Annotated in this window: 5 protein-coding genes; 2 read left to right on the top strand and 3 right to left on the bottom strand. The window is 50.6% G+C overall.

The window, feature by feature from the left end:
- Positions 1–334: 334 nt before the first annotated feature.
- A complete protein-coding gene (locus tag ACI3EW_RS02140) occupies positions 335–4,657 on the top strand; it encodes an acyl-CoA dehydratase activase-related protein (RefSeq protein WP_405579072.1) in 4,323 nt (1,440 codons plus the stop codon).
- A 169-nt stretch (positions 4,658–4,826) separates the two neighbouring features.
- On the opposite strand, the gene ACI3EW_RS02135 is transcribed toward ACI3EW_RS02140, so the two are convergent.
- From ACI3EW_RS02135 to ACI3EW_RS02125, 3 genes are all read right to left on the bottom strand, one after another.
- Complete coding sequence (locus ACI3EW_RS02135; RefSeq protein ID WP_485663260.1) at positions 4,827–16,028, bottom strand: Calx-beta domain-containing protein; 11,202 nt, start codon at positions 16,026–16,028, stop codon at positions 4,827–4,829.
- A 171-nt stretch (positions 16,029–16,199) separates the two neighbouring features.
- Positions 16,200–18,686 carry a helix-turn-helix transcriptional regulator gene (locus ACI3EW_RS02130; RefSeq protein ID WP_485663259.1) on the bottom strand — a complete coding sequence of 829 codons (2,487 nt, stop codon included), beginning with the start codon at positions 18,684–18,686 and terminating at the stop codon, positions 16,200–16,202.
- 328 nt (positions 18,687–19,014) lie between these two features.
- On the bottom strand, positions 19,015–20,487 hold the full coding sequence (locus tag ACI3EW_RS02125) for a 4Fe-4S dicluster domain-containing protein (RefSeq protein ID WP_215702174.1): 1,473 nt from the start codon (positions 20,485–20,487) through the stop codon (positions 19,015–19,017).
- Positions 20,488–20,911: 424 nt separating this feature from the next.
- On the opposite strand from ACI3EW_RS02125, the gene ACI3EW_RS02120 reads away from it, so the two are divergent.
- On the top strand, positions 20,912–22,213 hold the full coding sequence (locus ACI3EW_RS02120; protein WP_227117340.1) for an IS110 family RNA-guided transposase: 1,302 nt from the start codon (positions 20,912–20,914) through the stop codon (positions 22,211–22,213).
- The last annotated feature ends 229 nt before the right edge of the window (positions 22,214–22,442 follow it).

Here is a 22,442-nt window from a genome sequence, read left to right as displayed (position 1 = left end):
CGTTTCTTTTGTCAAACGCTTTATGATATCGTTACTGGAATGTCTATCCATCCCCGCAACGCTTTCTTCTAAAATCTTTACACATTCTTTACAGAATTTTAACCGTTTTTAACCTCAAGATGCCAGTTCCGTCAATTGTATTTCCTTTTTTAATGTGTTATACTATGTGCGGAATTTTGACATAACAGTTCAGCTATGTGCCGATTCCGGCAGAAAATTGTATGGCTGAACGGTTCGGCATGTTGATGCCCGCATTCCGGCTGGCTGCCTGCTTTTTGCGGACGGCTCGTTTTTTTCTGTTGAAAAGGAGGTATGGGGAGAACTCCCCGCTCGTATGAATCAATGCTATCGTCTTGGAATCGATATCGGTTCCACTACAGTAAAAGTTGCCGTGATCGACGACAACAACAAAATTTTATTCGCGGATTATGAGCGGCATTACGCCAATATCCAGGAAACCCTGGCCTCGCTTCTGAAAAAGTGTAAGGGAGAACTCGGTGAACTCTCTTTACGGCCCAATATTACAGGTTCCGGCGGACTCACTCTGTCGGGTTACTTACATATTCCATTTGTCCAGGAAGTCGTAGCGGTTGCGACCGCACTTCAGGACTACGCTCCGCGGACGGATGTCGCCATCGAGCTTGGCGGCGAGGACGCGAAGATCATCTACTTTACAGGCGGGATCGACCAGCGTATGAACGGGATCTGCGCCGGCGGTACCGGTTCCTTTATCGACCAGATGGCTTCCTTATTACAGACGGATGCTGCCGGTCTGAATGAATATGCAAAGAATTATAAGGCGATCTACCCGATCGCTGCCCGCTGCGGCGTGTTCGCAAAGTCCGATATCCAGCCGCTGATCAACGACGGCGCGACCCGTGAGGACCTTGCAGCCTCTATTTTTCAGGCGGTTGTAAACCAGACCATCAGCGGTCTTGCCTGCGGAAAACCGATCCGCGGAAACGTAGCGTTCCTCGGCGGTCCGCTGCACTTTTTACCGGAGCTTCGAAACGCCTTTATCCGCACCTTAAATTTAACCGGTGATGCGATCATCGCCCCGGACCACTCCCATCTTTTCGCTGCCGTCGGCGCTGCCATGAATGCGAAGGATCGCGCGGAGATCTTCTCTCTTGACAAGCTGATCGCAGATCTTTCCGGCGGCATCAAGATGAAATTTGAAGTAAAGAGAATGCAGCCTTTATTTAAGGATGAGGCAGATTATAAGGAATTCACCGACCGCCATGACCAGTACAAGGTCCGCCGCGGCGACCTCGCCACCTATGAGGGAAATGTATTCTTAGGAATCGATGCCGGTTCCACCACAACGAAGGTGGCACTCGTCGGCGAGGATGGTTCCCTGCTCTACAGCTTTTACAGCAGCAACAACGGTAGTCCGTTGGCGACCGCGATCTCTTCCATAAAGGAGATCAAGTCCCTGCTTCCGGACAGCGCAAAGATCGCCTACTCCTGCTCCACCGGCTACGGCGAGGCCCTCTTAAAGGCGGCCTTCATGCTGGATGAGGGCGAGGTCGAGACGATCTCCCACTACTACGCGGCGGCATTCTTCGATCCGTCCGTAGACTGCATCCTCGATATCGGTGGTCAGGATATGAAATGTATCCGCATCAAGGACGGCACCGTGGACAGCGTCCAGCTCAACGAGGCATGTTCCTCCGGCTGCGGTTCCTTCATCGAGACCTTCGCAAAATCCTTAAACTACAGCGTTCAGGATTTCGCAAAGGCGGCACTTTTTGCCCAGAATCCGGTGGATCTCGGAACGAGATGTACCGTATTCATGAACTCCAACGTAAAACAGGCGCAGAAAGAGGGGGCTTCTGTTGCGGATATCTCCGCCGGCCTCGCCTACTCTGTCATCAAAAATGCCCTGTTTAAAGTCATCAAGATCACTTCCGCCGGCGACCTCGGAAAGAATGTCGTTGTCCAGGGCGGAACCTTCTACAACGACGCAGTCCTCAGAAGCTTTGAACGGATCTCCGGCTGCGAAGCTGTCCGCCCGGATATCGCAGGTATCATGGGTGCCTTCGGAGCTGCTCTTATCGCCCGTGAGCGCTATATGCACCGCCCGCATGAGACGACAATGCTCTCCCTTGATGACATTATCAACTTAACCTATACGACCACCATGAGCCGCTGCCGCGGATGCGTGAACCACTGCGTCCTGACGATCAACCGCTTTGAGGGCGGCCGTCAGTACGTTTCCGGAAACCGCTGTGAGCGCGGACTCGGTGTGGAAAAAGCAAAACGCGATATCCCGAACCTGTTCACCTGGAAATACCACAGAATCTTCGACTATGAGCCGCTGACTGCCGACAAGGCGACAAGAGGCATTGTCGGGATCCCGCGTGTCCTCAACATGTACGAGAACTTCCCGTACTGGGCAACTTTCTTTAAGGAGCTCGGCTTCCGCGTGATGCTGTCCCCGCAGTCCAGCCACCAGATCTATGAGCTGGGCATCGAGACGATCCCGAGTGAGTCCGAATGTTACCCGGCAAAACTCGCACACGGCCATATTTCCTGGCTGATCAAGCGCGATGTTCCATTTATCTTCTATCCGTGTATCCCGTATGAGCGGAAAGAAGTTCCGGGTGCCGGAAACCACTACAACTGCCCGATGGTCACCTCCTATTCGGAGAACATCAAGAACAACATGGAGGAATTAAAAGAAAAGAACGTGAAGTTCTTAAATCCGTTCATGGCGTTCACAAGCGAAGAGATCCTTTCCAGGCAGCTTCAGGAAGTCTTTAAGAAGGAATTCGATATTCCAGAATCCGAGACGAAGAAGGCCGCTAAAAAGGCCTGGAATGAACTCGCCCAGGCGAGAACCGATGTGGAGAAGAAAGGCGAGGAAATCTTACAGTACTTAAAAGATACCGGAAAACACGGAATTGTTCTCGCCGGACGTCCATACCACATCGATCCGGAGATCAACCACGGAATCGCCGACATGATCACCTCCTACGGCTTTGCAGTCCTGACCGAGGACTCCGTCTCCCATTTAGGAAAAGTGGAGCGCCCGCTCGTCGTCACTGACCAGTGGATGTACCACTCTCGCCTCTATGAGGCCGCTTCCTTCGTGAAGACGCAGGATAATCTGGATCTCGTCCAGTTAAACTCCTTCGGCTGCGGTCTCGACGCCGTCACCACCGACCAGGTCAGTGATATTCTCACCCGGTCCGGCAAGATCTATACCGTTTTAAAGATCGATGAGGTCAACAACCTCGGCGCGGCAAGGATCCGTATCCGTTCCCTGATCTCCGCCCTCCGTGTCCGCGAGGAACGCCGCTACACGAGAACGATCGTGTCCAGCGCTTACAACCGCGTGATGTTCACGAAGGACATGAAGAAGAACTACACGCTGCTCTGCCCGCAGATGTCCCCGATCCACTTCGAGCTCATCGAACCGGCAATCCGCAGCTTCGGCTACAACCTTGTCGTTCTCCAGAACGATGACAAGACAGCCGTCGATACCGGATTAAAATATGTAAACAACGACGCCTGCTACCCGTCCCTGATCGTCATCGGACAGATCATGGACGCGCTCCTCTCCGGCAAATATGACCTCGACCACACGGCCGTGATCATGAGCCAGACCGGCGGCGGCTGCCGTGCGTCCAACTATATCGGCTTTATCCGCCGTGCTCTCGAAAAGGCCGGCATGGCACAGATCCCTGTCATCTCCATCAACGCAAACGGCATGGAGACCAATCCGGGATTCAAGTACACGCCGTCCATGCTCGTGAAGGCCTTACAGGCCGTTGTATACGGTGATGTATTCATGCGTGTTCTCTATGCGACAAGACCTTACGAGGCCGTTCCCGGCTCCGCAAACGCTCTCCACGAGAAATGGAAGAATATCTGTGTCAAAGCACTCTCCACAAAGAGCGCCGGAATGATGACCTTTGTGAAGAATATCCGCGGCATCATCCACGACTTCGATAACTTAGAGCGCACGAATGTCCACAAACCGAAGGTCGGAATCGTCGGAGAGATCCTCGTGAAATTCTCACCGACCGCCAACAACCATATCGTGGAGCTCTTAGAGTCCGAGGGCGCTGAGGCGGTAATGCCGGATCTCATGGATTTCCTGCTTTACTGCTTCTACAACAGCAACTTCAAGGCAGATAATCTGGGAATGAAGCGCTCCACGGCGCATCTCTGCAACATGGCGATCTCCCTTCTGGAGTACATGAGAAAGGCCGCAAGAATTGCTCTTGAAAAGAGCACTCACTTCACTCCGCCTTCAAGGATCAAGGATCTGGCAGTGATGGCAAACGGCTTTGTCTCCCTCGGAAACCAGACCGGTGAGGGCTGGTTCCTGACCGGTGAGATGCTGGAGCTCATCAAGAGCGGTGTCAACAACATCGTCTGCGTCCAGCCTTTCGGCTGCCTGCCGAACCATATCGTCGGAAAAGGTGTCATCAAGGAGCTTCGCTACGCGAACCCCAAGGCAAACATCATCGCCGTCGACTACGATCCGGGTGCCAGTGAGGTTAACCAGCTGAACCGTATCAAGCTGATGCTTTCCACAGCACAGAAGAATCTTGAGAAAGAGGAGTATGTAGATCCGAATCTGGCGAAGACGTTAAAAAAGGTGGAAGAGCTTTCTTCCAAGCGGGTCAATAAGTGCCGGTTGTAATTTCACATTCCATAGACTTCTAAATACAAATTCGTCTCAGTCGAAAACTGACTTCCACTGAGACGAATTTGCTGTTACTACCACCTGAAAAAGGTGGGATTCTTATCGAACCTGAATAAAGCACATAAAAACAGCGGCAGATATCGTTTCAGATACCTGCCGCTGTCTGTTATCTTCCGATCAGCGCCCCGGATGCTCCGACATGATAGCCATCCGGCGTCACTGCACTTACGTACATTGCGCCCTCCGGTATCGGATTTCCACCCGGATCAAGGACTCCTGCCATCGGATTCAGGTAATACCAGACTCCGTTCACAAGGATCCAGCCGATCGCCATATCTCCGTCCGCGTTCAGATAGTACCAGCGTCCGTTCACAAAGATCCAGCCCGCTGCCATATCTCCGTTCTCATTCAGATAGTACCACTTTCCGTTCACGGATCTCCAGCCTGTTGCCATTCTTCCGTCCGCATCCAGATAATACCACTTTCCGTTCACGGATCTCCAGCCTGTCGCCATTCTTCCGTCTGTGTCCAGATAGTACCAGCGTCCAGATGCATCGAGCAGCCATCCGATGTGGGTGTATCCGTCTGCGTCACCGTAATACCAGTGACCGTTCTTAAATACCCACTCATTGCGCGCCAGCGTTCCGTCCATCTTCATGAGTCTCTTTCTGCGGGCTGTTCCATTTCCAGACCCCGCCGCAGAATTGCGCTCTTTTGCTGATCCACCGCTTCTACCCTGCGTAAGTTCTACCGGAATCGTAAGCATACTCTCATTTCCTGTCTCATCCCACGCTCTAAATACTACATTGTATTTTCCCGCATGATACAGGGTGATTTCAGCAGTTCCGTCATCCTCAAGCTCCAGATCCTGCTCTTTTTGATCATATTCCTGATATGTCACTTTCGCAACATCTGTCAGATCATCTAAAATACGGATGCCGATCTCATACGGAGTCAGAGTCCAGCGGCTCGCATAGATCTGCTCGATCTTCGGCCCGGTGCTGTCCACGATGATTCCCTGGCTGTTGATGATAATATAATTTCCTGCATCATCCGTGATTCTCGCATAGACGATGGACTTGCTGTCCGCTTCAATGTCAGCCCATGCCCAGTCTTTCCATTCCACGTTCGCCAGCTCTTCTCTTGTAAGCCCTTCCACTTCTTTTCCGGTTCCTTCCGGCACCTTGTACTCGTAGTGCTCAATGGATGCCACATGGTCGTTGTCATCCGCAATGATCTCAACTTCCACATTTTCCTTAAACAGCAGGCCGAAGCTCACTTTATTTAAGAATGACTTCCAGGAATTCTCCCCGAGTATCAGCTCACCGGTCGGATCCTCCACATCCCGGAAGACTGCTTCCAGCTCTGTGGACTGTTCCATGGTCATTGCGAGCTTCTTATCCGTGCTCAGATAATTTCCGTCTGTTCCGGCAATTCTCCACCCGAGGAATACAAAGCCTTTTCCTTCGGATGCCTCTGATTCAAATATCTCCCCTTTCTTCAATAACTGGCTCTCCTGCGTTACAGTTCCGCCATGATAATTCACAACCTTCGCCTCGCAGAGCTTCGTCACATGGAATTCCTTCTCCTCCGACATGCTGCCCGCAAAAGCACCTGTCGCTGTGGCCTTCACTTTCACATCGCCCTGATCCTTCACAGTGAGAATTCCCGTATCCTGGTCCACAGACGCGATATCCGCACCGGAGAGGATCTCATACGTGTAAGTCAGCGGCGCTGCCATATGACCGGCAACATCACAGGTCTTCCGCTCCGCCTTCGGCTCCAGCGGGATCTCCACGGTGTCTTTATCCGTCTCGATCGTCTGATCGTCTTCCCCGGCGATCGTAAGTCCGTCAAATCCACAGGTGCATCCATCTACGGTAAAGCGGAACGTGTAGATCCTGGTCTGTCCGTTTTCTTCTACCATGATCTCTGCCGTCCGCTTATCCTGCGAAGCTTCTGCCTGACGGATCGTAACGGTTCCCCGTCCTGTCAGGCTTTCCGCCTTCTCAATCTGTGGGATCACAGGATTTCCGTCCTGATCCTTTCCTACATTGATGCGATAGCTTGTGATCTCCGGTGTAAACTCGGTTCCCCAGGTGAGACCTGTTGACGAAAATTCGATGTTTCGAAGCTTCGCCTGATTATCATAAACTTTCTGTGCTGTTTTCTTTCCGTCAGCGGTCGTTGCCCTGAGAATAAAGTAATTTTTGACCTCATCCGGAATCTTGATGTAATTTTGGATATAATCCGTCGGATCATCACTCTGACTCAACCGGATCTCATCCGCACCTCCATCCGGAGCGTCGCTCTCTACAAGTTCCCAGGTAACCTTTTTCTCCTCTTCCTCAGCGTCCGGAGCAACCACTTCCATGTAGACCTTATCTTCGCCGTCTTTCTTGATCCACATAACATTTACAACCGGTTTCTCAAGATCGATGTCTGCCACAGGAATGATCTGCAGCTGCGTAAGTCCGTCACGATTTGTGGACCGGACAATATACATACCATTTTTTGCAAGTGCAAACTGATATGAGTCCTCCTGCTCTGCCAAAACCTGCTTCTCGCTGATCGATTTTTTAGAAGAAAGCTCCAGCTCAGATACCTTTGCAGTATCGGTTGCATCCGAGCTTGTGTATACAAGATACGCATTGCCCTCATCCAGCTTTTCTCCGTCTGCCGGTTCCTTTCCGTCCTTATCCGTGATCTCCACGGTGCCCTCCGGCCAGGAATCATTCTTTAGTGTTCCATTCTCATCAAACCAGTTGACCTGCAGCGTCTCCCTCGTCTCAAGTCCCGCCGCATCGCGGACAAGGATCTGATACGTTCCGTTCTTATTGATCGAAAGCTCAGATTTCGCAAGCCGGTTTCCGGTATTGGATACGAGATCTGCTGTCTTTCCGTCAATCGTCGCTGCCTGGATTCCCGTATTGTCCGCAAACCATACCGGAAACTTGATCGTCTCACCGGTCTTTACCGTGCCGGCTTTCGGGATACTCTTTCCATACAGGATCAACGGCTCCGCCGTATCCTTATTCTTTTCGATCTCCTCCTGAAGATTCTTATCGGAATCAAGTCCCCGCGGTCCATAAAATTCCACATATTTATCGAATTCTGTCATCTCACCGGTAACTGTGACTTCCACCTTGCACTTTTTCAGTTCATGGTTTCCAAAGTTCACCGCAACCGGATTGAAGAAGCTGTCGCTCTCATATTCCGTCTCGATAAAGCCGAAATCATTTCCGCGGATCGCAACCTTTACCTTTCCTTTAAAGTAGAGATCCATGTTGTCCGCAAAGGTTTCGAATGTAAATTTTCCATTCTGATATCCCTTACAGGTGTCTCTCATATACGGGAATACATCTGTGAAGGTGCTGTAGGAGGTCTCATCCCGGAACGGCTCCTTTCCATCCGTGAATGTCAGTGCAGGGTTTGTTGTCACGATGTTGACACCCTCTGTGTTGACAGCGAATGCCATATCAGTAAACGAACCTGTTTTCAGATCTGCGATACGGATAATTCCGGTTCCCGTCTTCTCCGGTGTGATGGTAAGCTTCTTTGTATCCGCGTTGTAGAAGAGACTTCCAAGATACTTCTCCTCTCTTCCGTCAGCACCGCTGACCTCACGGACCGTCACGGACGGTTCCTCCGTCACTCTTGTATTGCTGATTCCCACCGGGATCTCCACGGTATTTCCAAGGATCAGGTTTAAGGTATCCGGAACCTCAAAGAGGCTGACCGGCTCCAGACTTCTGTAAAGGCTGTTATTGTCGGTTGTGTACTCATAGCCCTCTGCCTCGTCCCCGGCAAGAATCGTAAATCTGAGATTCATGGACTTTGTCGGGTCCTTCTCATCGTAGCAGGAAACCGGAAGCTTCATGGTTCCTGTCACGTTGATCGCGGATCTTGCACTCAGGGTGTTGACCGCATGTCCGTCCTGATCCTTCAGAGTAAAGATTCCATCGCTGCCGGCGCTCCTTCTAAAGAGACTGAAGAGAGAGGTTGCCTTGTCAAGCTTCCACTCCGGTCCGGCGATCAGGGCTTCTCCCTCTGTATCAACCGGATACCAGACCGTCTCCTCAACACCGGCTTTCTCCTCGATCTTCGAATACTCGACCTTGATCTTCAGACCCTCAGCGTTTTCCGTACCGGTATTGTTGATCTGCATATCCACATAAACCTCAACCGTCGGCTCTCCCGCCGCTCTTGTCCGGCTTCTTGTCGTGATCGTCGTGTGACCTTCCGCTCCGACCTTCAGATAGCCAAAGCCAAGCTCCGGTTTTTTCCCGACAACATAGCTTGCATTTGCCGTTCCGACTGAGCTCCAGGAGAACGCGTTATCATGGAAATAGCTCTGATCCTCCGAGATCGTAAAGTACAGGGTCATCTCATCGATCCCTGCCGGAAGTGCTTTCGTCTGGGCTTTCAGACCGGACGCATCCACAAGCTCCGAGGTATCTGCCTTCGCGCCTGCGAGGATATTCTCCTTCACCGTCCAGCTCATGAGCTCCTTCGCCTCTCCGTTTACGGAACCATCCTCGTTAAGCTTCGCTGCCATAAGTCTGATGGTTGCAGGATTTGCCTCGCTCGCACGGATCGCCGTATCTCCGCTGTTCCGGAAAGAGATCTGAGGTGTCAGGCATGCGCCCTCCACGAAATTGTAGGAGTCAAACTTCAGGGAAGCTTCCCCGATCTTCTGGGTTCCGATTCCGTAGGAAATCGCGTAATAACCGGTATCAGATGCCATGCGGCCGTTTCTTGTCGCCGGGATGATCTCCGTTACCTCTTTACCTTCACGGTTCTTATACGGTTTCGCCTTAGTAAGTTCCGTCAATGTACCCTTTGTCACGATAAGAAGAGTTGCCTCTTTCGCATCCTGTAAAACATCGGCCACATCGCCGTCATCACTGCCGGCTGCTGTCTGTCCCGCCATGCCGCCGTTTTCATCATCTCCTGTATCAGGAGTGATCACTGCCGCGGACTTTTTCTGTCCGAGAGCGATTGACGGTGCCGCAAAGAGGAACCGGTTCATGCCGCCATTGTGGGTTTTATCGAAATAGTAGTCCCGGATTGTCTCATGATCCAGTCCGCTTCCTGCAGTATCCTCATAGACCTGCATGTGGTTCATCGCCAGCATCACCGGCGCACCCCAGGTTTTGACCTTTGCGTCATAACGGCTGATATACAGCGCATTATTGACCGTATCCGGAACAGTATCCGTATAAACTGCTGAAATATTTCCATCTCCGTCTGCCCCAATGATCACATCGGAGCGGACATCGGCTTCCTGGCGCACGGTTCCGTCGGAATCCTGATAGGTCGACGGGGTAAAGAATGGCTTCACAGATACAGTGCCGTTGCCATTCAAAAGTGTCTCCACACCACGCTCATCAATCACATACGTATTTCCGTTCATGCCGAACAGGAAGAAATCTTCCGCCTCCGGCGTCGTTCCATCATCGGACATGTGAAGCGCCCCATGAAGGAAGTTTAAGTTCGTAAAATACGGATTTTCGAAGGATTCCACAAGACTTCCGCCGCTGTAGCTTCCATCTTTTGTTGAATCCTTATCGTTATCCACCAGTGTGTACAGAAGAACCGGCGTGCCGATTTCCGGTACACCGCCATCCGGATCAAACGTTACCTTCTGCAGGAAGAGCTGCTTTACATTGCTCTTCTCGCTGTCTCCATCCACCTGTGTGCCTGTCGTGCTGTATGCAAGGTAGTAAACACCTTCGCCTTCTGCCTTCCGCATCACGATGCTGTCGATTCTCGTGTAATTCTGCTTCCATGCATTGGACGGGCTTGCCACATAGACCTTCCAGTCTCTGGAGGCATCGGATGGGCTTGCTACTGCAAAGTTTAAGAACGAATAATCTCCGTATACACGGTCGATATCATAGTTGACCGCCGCATTTGCCGCCGCGTGCGGATCCCCGCTTCCTTCCGTGTGATCTTTGTCGATTGTCTCGCCGTCCCGGGTATTGAAGTACTCGTCATACGCATTTTTCCGCTCTTCAAGCGCATTCGCATCGTACGGATGTGCCTCGGAGAATACCACAAGATCGTCACCTGCGGAAACCGGCTGGAAGCGATAGCCGTTGGAATCGCTTGCTTTCCACTCCCGTACGGTCTCTGTTACACGACCATTCTCATCTTCCAAAGTTCCGCCGAGCTGAATCTTCGTTGTTTTTACAACCGTATTCCGGCTCATGAGATAAGCTGCATTGGACGGGGACGCATTCTGCGGGAGCAGACCTGTTCCCTTATAGCTCGCCCATGAAACATGGAGCGTTCCGTCTTTGTCAACAGAACCGTAAAAGTCCAGATCTCCCGCTGCGTCCGGAGTTCCGAGATTTTTGTCTACAACGACATACAGCTCATTGTCATCCGGCTTAAACGGATTTACAAGACCAAGCCCCGTATTTCCTGCTTCCGATTTTGATACAAGCTCTGAAAGGACAAGCTTACTGTCCTGCATGTTGTTGTCGCGTTCCTTACTGTCCTTTGTCAGGTCCTTGCTGATCACATAGAGCAGGTAGTTATGGTCCTCTCCCTGATCGTCCGTCCAGGTGAGAAGCTGGTATCTTGTACCACTTCCAAGATTTTCTGCCAGCTTATAGGCACTGGCGGAAGAACCGAAACCGCTGACCTCAAACGGCATATCATTTAACTGGATCGCTCTTGAGGACGGATCAGGAAGATTGTCCTCCGGCGCATAGATCCACTGGTCGTATTCCCGATCCTCCGGCCACAGGATGTGGATTCCACGTTCCTCGTAGGCATCGTCGATGCTCTTTCTCGATCTTATGAGACTTCTTGTCCCGCCGCCGAAATTCTCTCCAAGCGCATGCCAGCGGAAGAACCATGTGTTCTCTCCGTCATCAGATCGGCTCTTATCATAGCCAGTCTCATAGCCGATGAGATCCATCTCATAGCTTAAGAAAAGAAGTGTGATCCTCATGCCGACTGCACCGGTCGTTACAAATTTATCAAAGCTTGCTGCCGCGTCTTTTGTTCCAAAGGATGCTGCGATCGCCACAGAGAACTTCAGGTAAAGCTCTACATTTGCGACCTCCACGCCGACACCGCCGCCTGCCTCGATATAGACCGTCGGGCTGATCTCAACACCGGAGAAGATCACCTTACTTCCCCTTGTGCCATCCGCCTTTGTATACTCCTCGACCTCCAGCCCTGTCTGGACTTCAAGATCTGCGCCAAATACAACAAACACATATACAATATGGACAGGCTCCGGATAGACTGTCATCTTCACAGAACCGCCCGCCGCCAGAAGGAACGCGGCCTGCTGGAATTCAAACTTGTTGCTGATCTGGCTGTATTTCCACAGGAAGGTCATATTGAGGGCAAGATCAAAGCCTTTCTCACTGGTCTTTCCCTGTGGTTTGACATAGTTCGTACCGTATGTTCCGGTTGTCTGGGTATTCGATTTCCTGCTCGCCGCGTCGCGAAGCTGGGAGATCGCGTTTTCCCCCTTTTCTCCAAATCCAACCGCATTCTTCATATCATTCAATGCGTCTCTGGATTCCGTAAAGGTATTTCCCGTCTTTGTCTTACTGATCTTCTCAATCTTCGGTGTTTCCTTGGAATTTGGAAGATTGTTTCCCTTCTCCACATACTCGGTTTCCGTCTTCTTACTGTAAAGCGGAATACCGATGGAAAATCCGACGGTATCACCATCCATGATCAGCTCCGCAGGACCAAAACCAAGGTTCAGGTTCGGAAGCTTGATCTTCGGATCTGTCTTTGAGAGATTTGAGCCCTGACCGGACTGCTCGATATCCGGATCCGCCTGTACCACCGGCATCTCATCCTGATTGAAGGAGAAGGATCCCTTGGACGGTCTTGCATAAAAGCTTCCGAGTCTGGAATTTTCCAGCTGATCCCGGTAGAGGATCGTCAGCGCATATGTATCATTTCCATGGAAGCTTCCGAGATACGCATTGATCTGGTCTTTCTCCGTTGCCGCCGGATACTGGTCCGTGGTCATCATCGTATCATCCAGCCGGATCTCGCCCGGGTTCTCAAAATCCTTTAAGAGCGCTCCGTGCCACTCCGGCTTCCAGACATATGCATTCTTACTGTCAGCCGTGTTTCCGCTATACTCTGCCGGATTATAATCACCGCCAAGCGGGAAGGAAACGTAGCCTACCGAAGCTTTTTCCGTATAGATCTTCTGTGTCATCGTGTCGCCGCCGTTGATCTGGCGATAAGACTGCATTTCCTTTGTGAGACGTGACTTCTGCTCCTCGTTTGTCACGATCGTCGTAAAGTTCGGAACGATCTGGCAGGTCTCATCCGCAGAAGCTCCCGGCGGAACTCTCAAACAGCGCGGGATCATATTGTAGCGGACAAATACCAGCTGGTCATACGTCTTTCCTTCGATGACCACCGGTTCAAGGGTTCCGATATCATAGCTGTCGTCCACAAGTGCCTGAACGAAGAGATCTGTCTTTCCGTCAACCTCATCCAGTTCATAGAGACCTGTCTCCGGATTCAGCGTAACATCGACCTTTCCGTTCTCATTATAGTCTACATAAAGAGCTGCCTCCGCGATGCTGCCGATCTCCATCGGGCGTACATGTCCAAGAACGGTGTAATCGTAAAACTGGAATTCCAGCTTCGTCATGGAAAGCTCCGCAAGACTTACCGGGATCTCCTCGTCGCCCTGATACAGTTCACCGTTGAACAGGATCACATCGTCATGCTTCAGATGGAAATTGACAGACTTTAAGTTCTTCACACCGGACAGGAAGAAGGTGTTATCCTTTACTGTAAGACCTTCCAAGGCAACCGTCCGGTCCTTATAATATTTATGGGTCCCTTCTGTAAGATTCTTATCGTACACGCCCTGGGTGATCGTTGCATGTTTCAGCATACTCTCCAGACCGGACTTTGTGGACTCATATTCCTCAGCCGTCTTATTTCCGTCATTGTCCTTATCGATGGATGCGGAAAAGTTTAAGACGAAATTCTGCGTTCTGTCTAACGGAACGTCCACATAGTAATTATCATTTCTGTTTGTCAGCTCATTGTCATTCCGCAGTAATGTGATCGACGCTGACTTTCCATCCGGCATTGCCGTATTCACGATCTTCTGGCTCCGGCAGTCGATCAAACGTACCGTGTCATGGAACTTATAGATGCCGCTCTGGCTGTTTTCCGTCAGCTTCAGCCGGCTGCCTACGTACAGATTTCCCCATTCATCCGTACCGCCGTCCTCGATCCTGACGGACGGGGCAAGCTTGTTCCGGATAAATCGATCCGCCGCTTCGCTCTTTGCATCGGAACCAAAATTGCGAAGATCGTCCAGCATCTGGTCATCCGCCGTATGGATCCGCAGGATCGGGTTGTCCGTAAACGCATTTCGTTTTAAATACGCATTCCTGATCTGCTGTCTTCCGGTAATGTTCTTGTTTGCCTGGGACTCAACACGCATGTACAGATAATTGTAGTTTTTCAGTGTATCATACGACACACTTCCGCTTGTCACTGCCTGCCACAGGTTTACGGTTGCTTTCGTGTTTGATGTCCTCGCATCACTTCCGCATCCGGCCTGTCCGCCGAGATAGAATGCTTTTCGCTTATAATTTCCGGAATTTTCTGAGATAAAGGTACCATCATTCCGGAACATGACATTGCTGTCCGCGGCTTCATTTCTGAGAAACCTTTTTACATTGTCCTGTCCGTCACCATAGGCCATATCCTTCGGATACTTATCATTCAGGTTTCCGACATAAGCAAAGGTCGCATTGTATTTTCCCGCTTTTTTGTGGGATGTATAGTCACTGTCCACATAGAGTGACTCATATTTATCATACAGATGATCGATATAGAGTCTCGCGTAGATCGTATTGTTTGTTGCGATCTTCCATCCGTTGTCGGAAAATGTGAAATTTGTCCTATCCCTATCTGTACCGGAATCCACATACCTTCCGTACTTCCAGTACCAGTTGGAGCCTCCTTCTCCCTCCTTCCGTCTGGAGTCCGCGTTTGCGTATCCATTTACATCGTCAGATGCCCCCGGAGCCGAACCGGCGATCCGGGCATACTGCTTCCATGATCCTTGATTGCTTCCAAACTGGAGCGCGTCCCCGTAGAGGAATGTCCGTGTCATCGGCTGGCTCTCGGCATCACCGAGAACCGGCGTAATATCGAGCGCTTCCACCGTTTCCCCGGCATTCTCAACAACCTCTGCCAGAACGGTATCTCCCTCTGCCGGAGCAAGTGCCTCATCACTCATCACAAGACGATCTGACGCGTCCTCCGCATCCGGAAGGTAGGTCAGCGTCGCAAGATTTTTCCTGTCGGCACTGTTCGTATTATAAAGGGAAACTTCGATGGTATCCCCACCGTCCGCCAGTGTCGCCGCCTTCGGATTCTTCAGATGGACTGTAAATGTCACATCGTCCGCCTCATCAAGAGAAGCTTCCCCGTCATTGATCAGCTCCACGGTGATCGTCGTCGTATCGATCCCGCCCGCAAATCCGGTGCTGCCTTCTGCCTTCACATAGTCTTTTCCGGCTTCCGCAGTTCCATCCTCTGTGTAATAATCCACCTGGCTCACATACTGGATACCGCCGGTGCGTTTTAAGACAAGCTGTGCCTGTCCCTCTGACCGGTCCACACGGAGGTCCGACACTTCAAAGCCAATCTCACTGTCGATCGCTTCTTCATTATCGGTAACGCATACCGTCAGACGGTTTGCGGAGTCGTTAAATTCCGCCCCGGAGGCGTCATAGATCATAGCCAGAAGAAATTCCTCTGCCTCATGCTCATCATCGTCCACTGCGGAGATCAGGATATCCTTTACCCACTCACCATCCGCAAAGGTAAGGTCAACGAATAAGGTGCCAAACGGGTCCTCCGCCTCTGTGTCAAGCTCCGTGTAGGACACTCTTGCAGCCTCCGCAGAGCTCGAAGTCGCGATCCATTCGGTACCGACCGGATCCTCCACCCTAAGCTTCACATCGTTCCAGCTCACTGCGTTCGCGGTGTTTAATTCTCCTCCATCTTCCTCCATCTCTGCCGCAGCAGGTGTCAGGGCGATATGGGCAGTTGCCTCCCCATCCCGGCCGCCGAGACGGTACACCGTGAGCTTCTTTTCCTTTTTCTCTCCCTCTTTTAAGTAAACTGCATTGTCCTTAAACGCAAAGACACCGTTCGGAAATGTTTCGATCCAGTCTTCCGTCTCACTGATCCCTGTTCCGTCATTTCCGGCTACGGTCTGTCTGCCGCTTTTCGGTTTGATATAACCGTATGCCGGCATACCGCCCTCGGCCGCCATAGCAACCGCAAGAAGGACTGCTGTCCCCTGCCTCAGCCGCGATTTCCATTTCTTTCTCATATGATCCCTCCCCAAAATCTGATCTCCTGCTGCATAAAAAAGAATCTACCTTTTTGTGTGTTTTGGAATTCTTCAGAAGCTGTTGCACAAAAAAAGCCTCTATACATATATTGTACAGAAGCTTTCTTTTCATGTCCTCACCCCTAAGTAGTAACCTTTGAGGGATTTTTTTCACTGAAAAAGCTTTTCCAGCTGCCGCCTTTTATCGCGGCTGCTGCCGCCGATCTCCAGCTTTGCATAGATGTTTTTCATGTGGGTCTTTACTGTGTTTTCGGTCAGGAACAGGCGTCTGGCAATCTCCTGGTTGCTGATGTATTCCGCTGCCAGTCTGGCGATCTCGAGCTCCCGCTCCGAAAGCCCTGAGAGATCATGTCCGGGAGCTCCCGGGAGCGTCATTCCCTTATAACGCCCGCAGATCCCGGCGATCTGCCGCAGATCATCCTGATAAGCCGACACATCCGAAAGGGTTTTCCACAGCTTTGCCGGGATCTGATCCAGGTTTTCCACAAACGGCATGTAGATCCTGTCAACAAAGGCAAGTTCCGCGGCTTTCTTTAGCGCCGTTTCCGCCTCCTGTTCCTTTCCAAGGTGTGAAAATGCCGCTGCAAGCTGGATCTCCAGATAGATCGCAGGCATGACATAGACCACCCGGCTTCCGAGAAACTGCTTTTCCATGCTTTCTTTTCTCGCCGCAAGCTTTGAGTATTCTCCCCGCGCCAGCAGAACCTGATGGTAGATCGTAAACGCTGATGCCATCGCTGCCCCTAACACGGAGGAGCTTTCCAGGAGACCATTCGCAACCCACGGCACGATCTTCTCCGTCTCCCCGCGCAGAGCCGAAATAAAGCTGTCGCAGAGATCCAGACTGTGGATCATGATATACTGGCGGTTTTCCATCAGCTCCCGGCGGAAGCTTTTCCTCTCCTCCTCGAGCGTCTCAAACCCGCCATTCTTTTCTGCCATCCGCATCTTCAAAAAGAGACAGCAGGTCCGGATCCCCCACTGGCCGTAGCGCTTTGCCGCGTCCACTGCCTTTTCCATGGCGATCAGCGCATCTGCATCCATCCCCCGGTCAAAAGCAGCCTCCGCCGCCATCATGTGCTCTGCCCCCTGTCCATGTCCCTGTGTCAGGCGGTAATAATACGGCATGCACTCATACATCTCGTCCATTTCCCGGTCAAGGGATCCGCTGCCGCTGTGATACAGCCACAATACCGACGGCGAACCAAACGTCCAGCTGTTGGTGGTATCAAGCGTCACCGCCTTCTCCCTCATCAGGCTTCCCGCTTTCCGGTGAAGGATGCTCATAGCGGAGATCTTGTTGTATTCCAGGAAGCTCATATTCATATAAAATTCACCGAAATACTGGTTTCTCTGTTTTTCGTCGATATCTTCCGGCTCTTCCATGCAGGAAAGGAAAAATTCCTTCATCTTCATCATCTCCGGCATCATTCCAAAGAAAAAGAACCGCCGCATACAGATGATCTGAGCCAGATAATGCTTCTTTAAGATCTCCGGCGGACAATGTTCCAGCCAGACCTTTAACCGGTTCCGGTACTCATTGCTCTGCCAGGAGGACTGGGTCGTCTCCAACGCCCCAAGCATGGAATCATAGTCTCCGGCACGGTAAAACGTCTCGATCGCCTCCGGGATCTCTTTATTTTTCATATACCAACGGCCAAGATTCCGTAAATACTGATCCTGCTCCGTTTTTGGAAGCTCACAAAACGCCTCCCTCGCACATGCAAGCAACATATGATGATAGCGATAGATTCCCGTCGTCCGGTCGCAGCTGATAAACGCGTTTCCCGCAGTCAGGTCCTCCAGAAGCTTTTCACAAGAAGCTCCCCATAAAAACTCCGCCTGTTCCGCGGTAAATCCGTCTGACACGGACATGACCCGGAGAAATTTTTTATGAAGCTCGTCTACCGTGTCAAAAAACAGCTTTCTCATTCCATCATAGATGGACTCTCCATCCGAAAGCAGCCGTCCACTCGAAGAAAGCTCCTTAAAATTCAGATAGATCATGGAGATCCAGCCCTCTGTCATTTTGCTTAAGTTCTCTCCCTGAGCTTCACTTAAATCGACAGAACAGTGCTTCGCGTACTGAAAGATCTGCTGTTTTTTCAGGCACAGATCCTCTTTCCGGATCTCTAAAAGCCGGCGTCCGAGCTCCTGCTTTTCCTGTCCCTCAAAGACCTCACTCCGGCTCATGATGATAAGGCGGAACTGTTCCGGCAGCTGTTTGATCAGAAACAGGAGAAATTTCCGGATCGGCTCTTCTTTTACAAGATGGAAATCGTCTAAAACCAGATAGATATCCCGCGTCTCACTCTCCAGACCGTCAAGCAGGATCTCAAGAAACAGCGCTCTCGCCGCATCATTCTTCGGCATTCCCATCTCGACGAATTCCTGTCTCAGCTTTGGAAAATTCCGAAAGCTCCGGCAGAAGCTGCTCCAGAAGATACTGCCCTCATCCGCCAGCATGTTCAGGCGGAATATAAGCGCAGAGCTCCCAAGTCCCTTTAAAAAGCTGGTGACCGCCGTGGTTTTTCCGTATCCCATCGGGGCAACCACCGTCGTCACCGTATATTCCGGAATACTTTCCAGGATTACCTTCAGGCTTTCCTGTATGTAAATATCGTTCAGTTTCCCCATGTCCATGCTCCCTGTAATACCGAAATGATCTGGTTCCATTTTATCATATCCGGCAGCGTTTTGTGAACATAAAAGATCGTGCTTTGGCACATTCTCGCGCCTCGCGCGGTCGCTTGCGACAATCTACAGTTTCACGCAAGTGTGCATCATTGGCACCGTCAGGGTCTTTTGTGTAATAGGGAATTCCTCAGAATTTCCTGTTACATAAAAAAAACAGCATACATTTCGCGGAAACCGATCCGAAAAATACATGCTGTTCTTTTATTCACAGATGTCCGCCAGCCCCAGCCGGACACCCTGCCATATTCATATGTTATGTAAACCTACATTAAGCCTCCGGCTTCTCGTAGCTGCGATGCATGGAGAAGGAATCCATATCGTAATTCTTTAAGTTCTCCCATACTCCGCGGCCGTCTGCTTTGGCGATCACAGCGTCGCGGTCTTTCTTGAATGTCATCTCCTGTTTCAGGTTGCTCGGTCCGCCTACGCAGCCGCCCTGGCACATCATACCCTCAATGAAATCTTCCGGAAGTCTGCCGACCTTGAGAAGAAGAAGGGCTTTCTTAACCTCAGCCGCACCGCTGCAGCGCGCAACCTTAACGTCAGCGCTCTCACCTTTTTCCTTGAAGCACTCGATCACTGCGTTTGTCACGCCGCCGCCATTGCCGAAGCGTTTTCCGAAGACACTGCCTTCCTGCTTTGTCTCCTCAGCCGGCTCAAGCTCAACTTCTTTTCCGCGCAGCATTTCGATGGCCTCACCGAAGGTCAGAACATAATCTGCATTGTTCTCGATGGACTTGTCAGCCGCCTCAGACTTCTTTGCCATACACGGTCCGATAAATACGGTAACGGTCTCCGGATCGATCGCTTTTAACATTCTGGATACCGCACACATCGGGGATACCGTTGTGGACATATTATCGATCAGAGTCGGATAGTGTTTCTTGATCATATTTACGAATGCCGGACAGCAGGAGGTCGTCATCTTCTTGCCTTCCTTAAATGCCTCTGCCCATTCCATTGCCTCGTACGCTGCTGTCATATCAGCACCGGCGGCAACCTCTACCATATCGGCAAAGCCAACCTTCTTTAATGCAGTACGCCAGCTCTCCATTGTGATATCCTGGCCGAACTCACCTTCAGCAGCCGGAGCAACCATGGCAACGACCTTCTTGCCGGCCTTGATCGCCTCGATCACCTGTACAACATATACCTTGGAGGAAATTGCACCGAACGGGCAGCTTCTTACGCAGGCACCGCACTGGATACATTTCTTTTCATCGATCTGGCAGATTCCGGTCTCCGGATCCATTGTGATCGCATCTACCGGACATGCACGGCGGCACGGACGGATCAGCTCAGCGATCGCATTGTACGGACATGCCTGAGCACAGCGTCCGCACTCTTTACAGACACTCGGATCAATATGGGCACGGTCACGGCCGATCGAGATCGCACCAAAGTTACATGCGTTCTGGCAGGCTTTACCCATACATTTCTGACAGTTATCGGTTACAACGAATCTTGTGATCGGACACTCCTCACATGCAGAAGAGATGACCTGAATGATATTGTCGCTCTGTTTGTCACTCGGACATTTTCCCTCCGCGAGACGGATTCTCTGACGGATGATCTCTCTCTCCTTGTATACACAGCAGCGGAACTGTGCCTTCGGGCCCGGGATCAGTTTGAACGGGATATTGTCTCTCTCTTCCTCGAGTCTGCCCTCGAAAGCCAGCTTGGAAACTGTGCGCAGCACGTCATACTTGATCTTAAGCAGTGCCTCATCGTTGGTTTTCATACCATTTCCTCCTCGTATAATAAGTTCGTAGGCAAGAAATATCGCTTATGAACTTATTCTTTTTATGGGTATAGATGGTAAGGACATCCAAGAGGAACTCCCCTCATCCTGAATCCCATCCATACGGTCAACAGTTACTTTTTATATGATTCATCCTGTGTTATGATATCAGGCAGAGTCTGATGTCCGAAGGCACTGCTTTTCCTCCTTTCAGCCGGCTTTGGCCGTGACTGCTTTTTTAGCATTCAGCCTGGCACATATGGCACATTCCGCTAACACAGAATTTTCGTCCCCCGCCGTAGCTCCAGCAAGAAAGGCTGGCCGGGTGCATGCTCATTGCGCGAGGCTTCGGTCACCATATGCAGCACAGGATAAACCTTTTACTTCAGGCTCCACAAATCCAGATCGGAAAGGATGTGATATCTTGTTAAAGATCAACTATATGTCCACCTTGTTTGTAGGTATTGATGTAAGCTCAAAATCCAATGCGGTCTATGCCATGGATTTTGAAGAAAACAAGTACATCTCATCCTCATTTGGCAACAATCAGCCCGGCGCTGATGAACTTGCCGATATGATCGCTAAATGCATGCAGAAACATAAAAACCTTGATACAATCATCGTTGCTTTAGAGTCTACCTCTGTTTACAGCGTCCATATCGCAAATTTTCTTTCTACATGTGAGACGCTTATGCCGTACAAGCCCTATGTTTTCTGTGTCAACCCCAAGGCTACATCCAATTACCGTAAATCCTATATCGGAATGGAAAAGACGGATCCTATCGATGCTTTTCTCATTGCTGACTTCGCAAGGGTCGGCAGGACGAAAAAGCTTGAGCCTTGGCGCGGCGGCCAGTTTATCGCCCTGAAGCGTCTTACCAGGCATCGCATGCACCTGTCAGAATGCATTACCAGGGAAAAGACCTACATGGTTTCAAACCTGTATCTGAAGTTCAGCGAACTGCAGCTTCTTGAGGGTGATAACAAGCCGTTCAGCAATATTTACGGCGCAACATCTTCTGCCATACTGACGGAGTTCCTGTCCCCCCAGGAGATCATCGACCTCTCAGAGGAAGAACTCCTTTCGTTCCTCGCTGAAAAAAGCAGGAACCGTATTTCTGACATATCCAGGACATCCGAGCTTTTGCGGAAAGCCGCAAGGGACTCGTACCGTTTGGATCAATGCATGTATGAACCACTGAATATTTCACTTGCAAGCTCATTTAACTGCATCCAGGCCTATCAAAAAGAAATAAAACTGATAGAGCAGGCAATTGAAAAGTGCATCAATGGGATGAACCCGAATGCGTTTCTTATCCTGAAGTCCATTCCCGGTATCGGACCGGTATGGGCCTCCGGCATGCTGTCCGAAATAGGCGACATAACTGCGTTCCACTCATCCGATGCACTTGCAAAGTATGCCGGTTTGTACTGGCTGAAAAACGATTCCGGCGATTTTATTTCCGAGGACAATCAAGTCTCAAAAGTCGGGAATCCGTATCTGCGCTATTATCTGGGAGAAGCGGCTAACAGCGTCAGGAAGCATGTGCCAGAATACACTGAGTATTATGCAAAAAAATATGCTGAAGTTACCAAGCATCAGCACAAAAGAGCACTCGCGCTTACATCTCGTAAACTTGTACGGCTTGTTTTTGGATTGCTGGTCAAAAACCAACTGTACACCGGCGAAAAGCTGGACACTCAATCAAATATCAACAAGAACTGATGTTCGCCTTTGGATTTTCCGCCGAAGGTCTATTAAAGTTACCCTTTTTCCTGAAAAATATATCAAAATCTTTTTTAAAAACTCTTGACATATCACCAGAATGCTAAATTTTGAATCCTCTATCTTACCTTAATTTTTAATGTTTTCGCATCATATTATCGCATATCCCCCTTTGCAAAGCAAGTCGGAAATTGTATATAATCCAACGCATTCCGAGGAAAAACCTTAT

It is taken from the genome of Pilosibacter rotomagensis, assembly GCF_045062245.2.
Lineage (GTDB): Bacteria > Bacillota > Clostridia > Lachnospirales > Lachnospiraceae > Pilosibacter.
The sequence above is the reverse complement of the archived record's forward strand: the minus strand, read 5'-3'. Positions and strand labels throughout refer to the sequence as shown.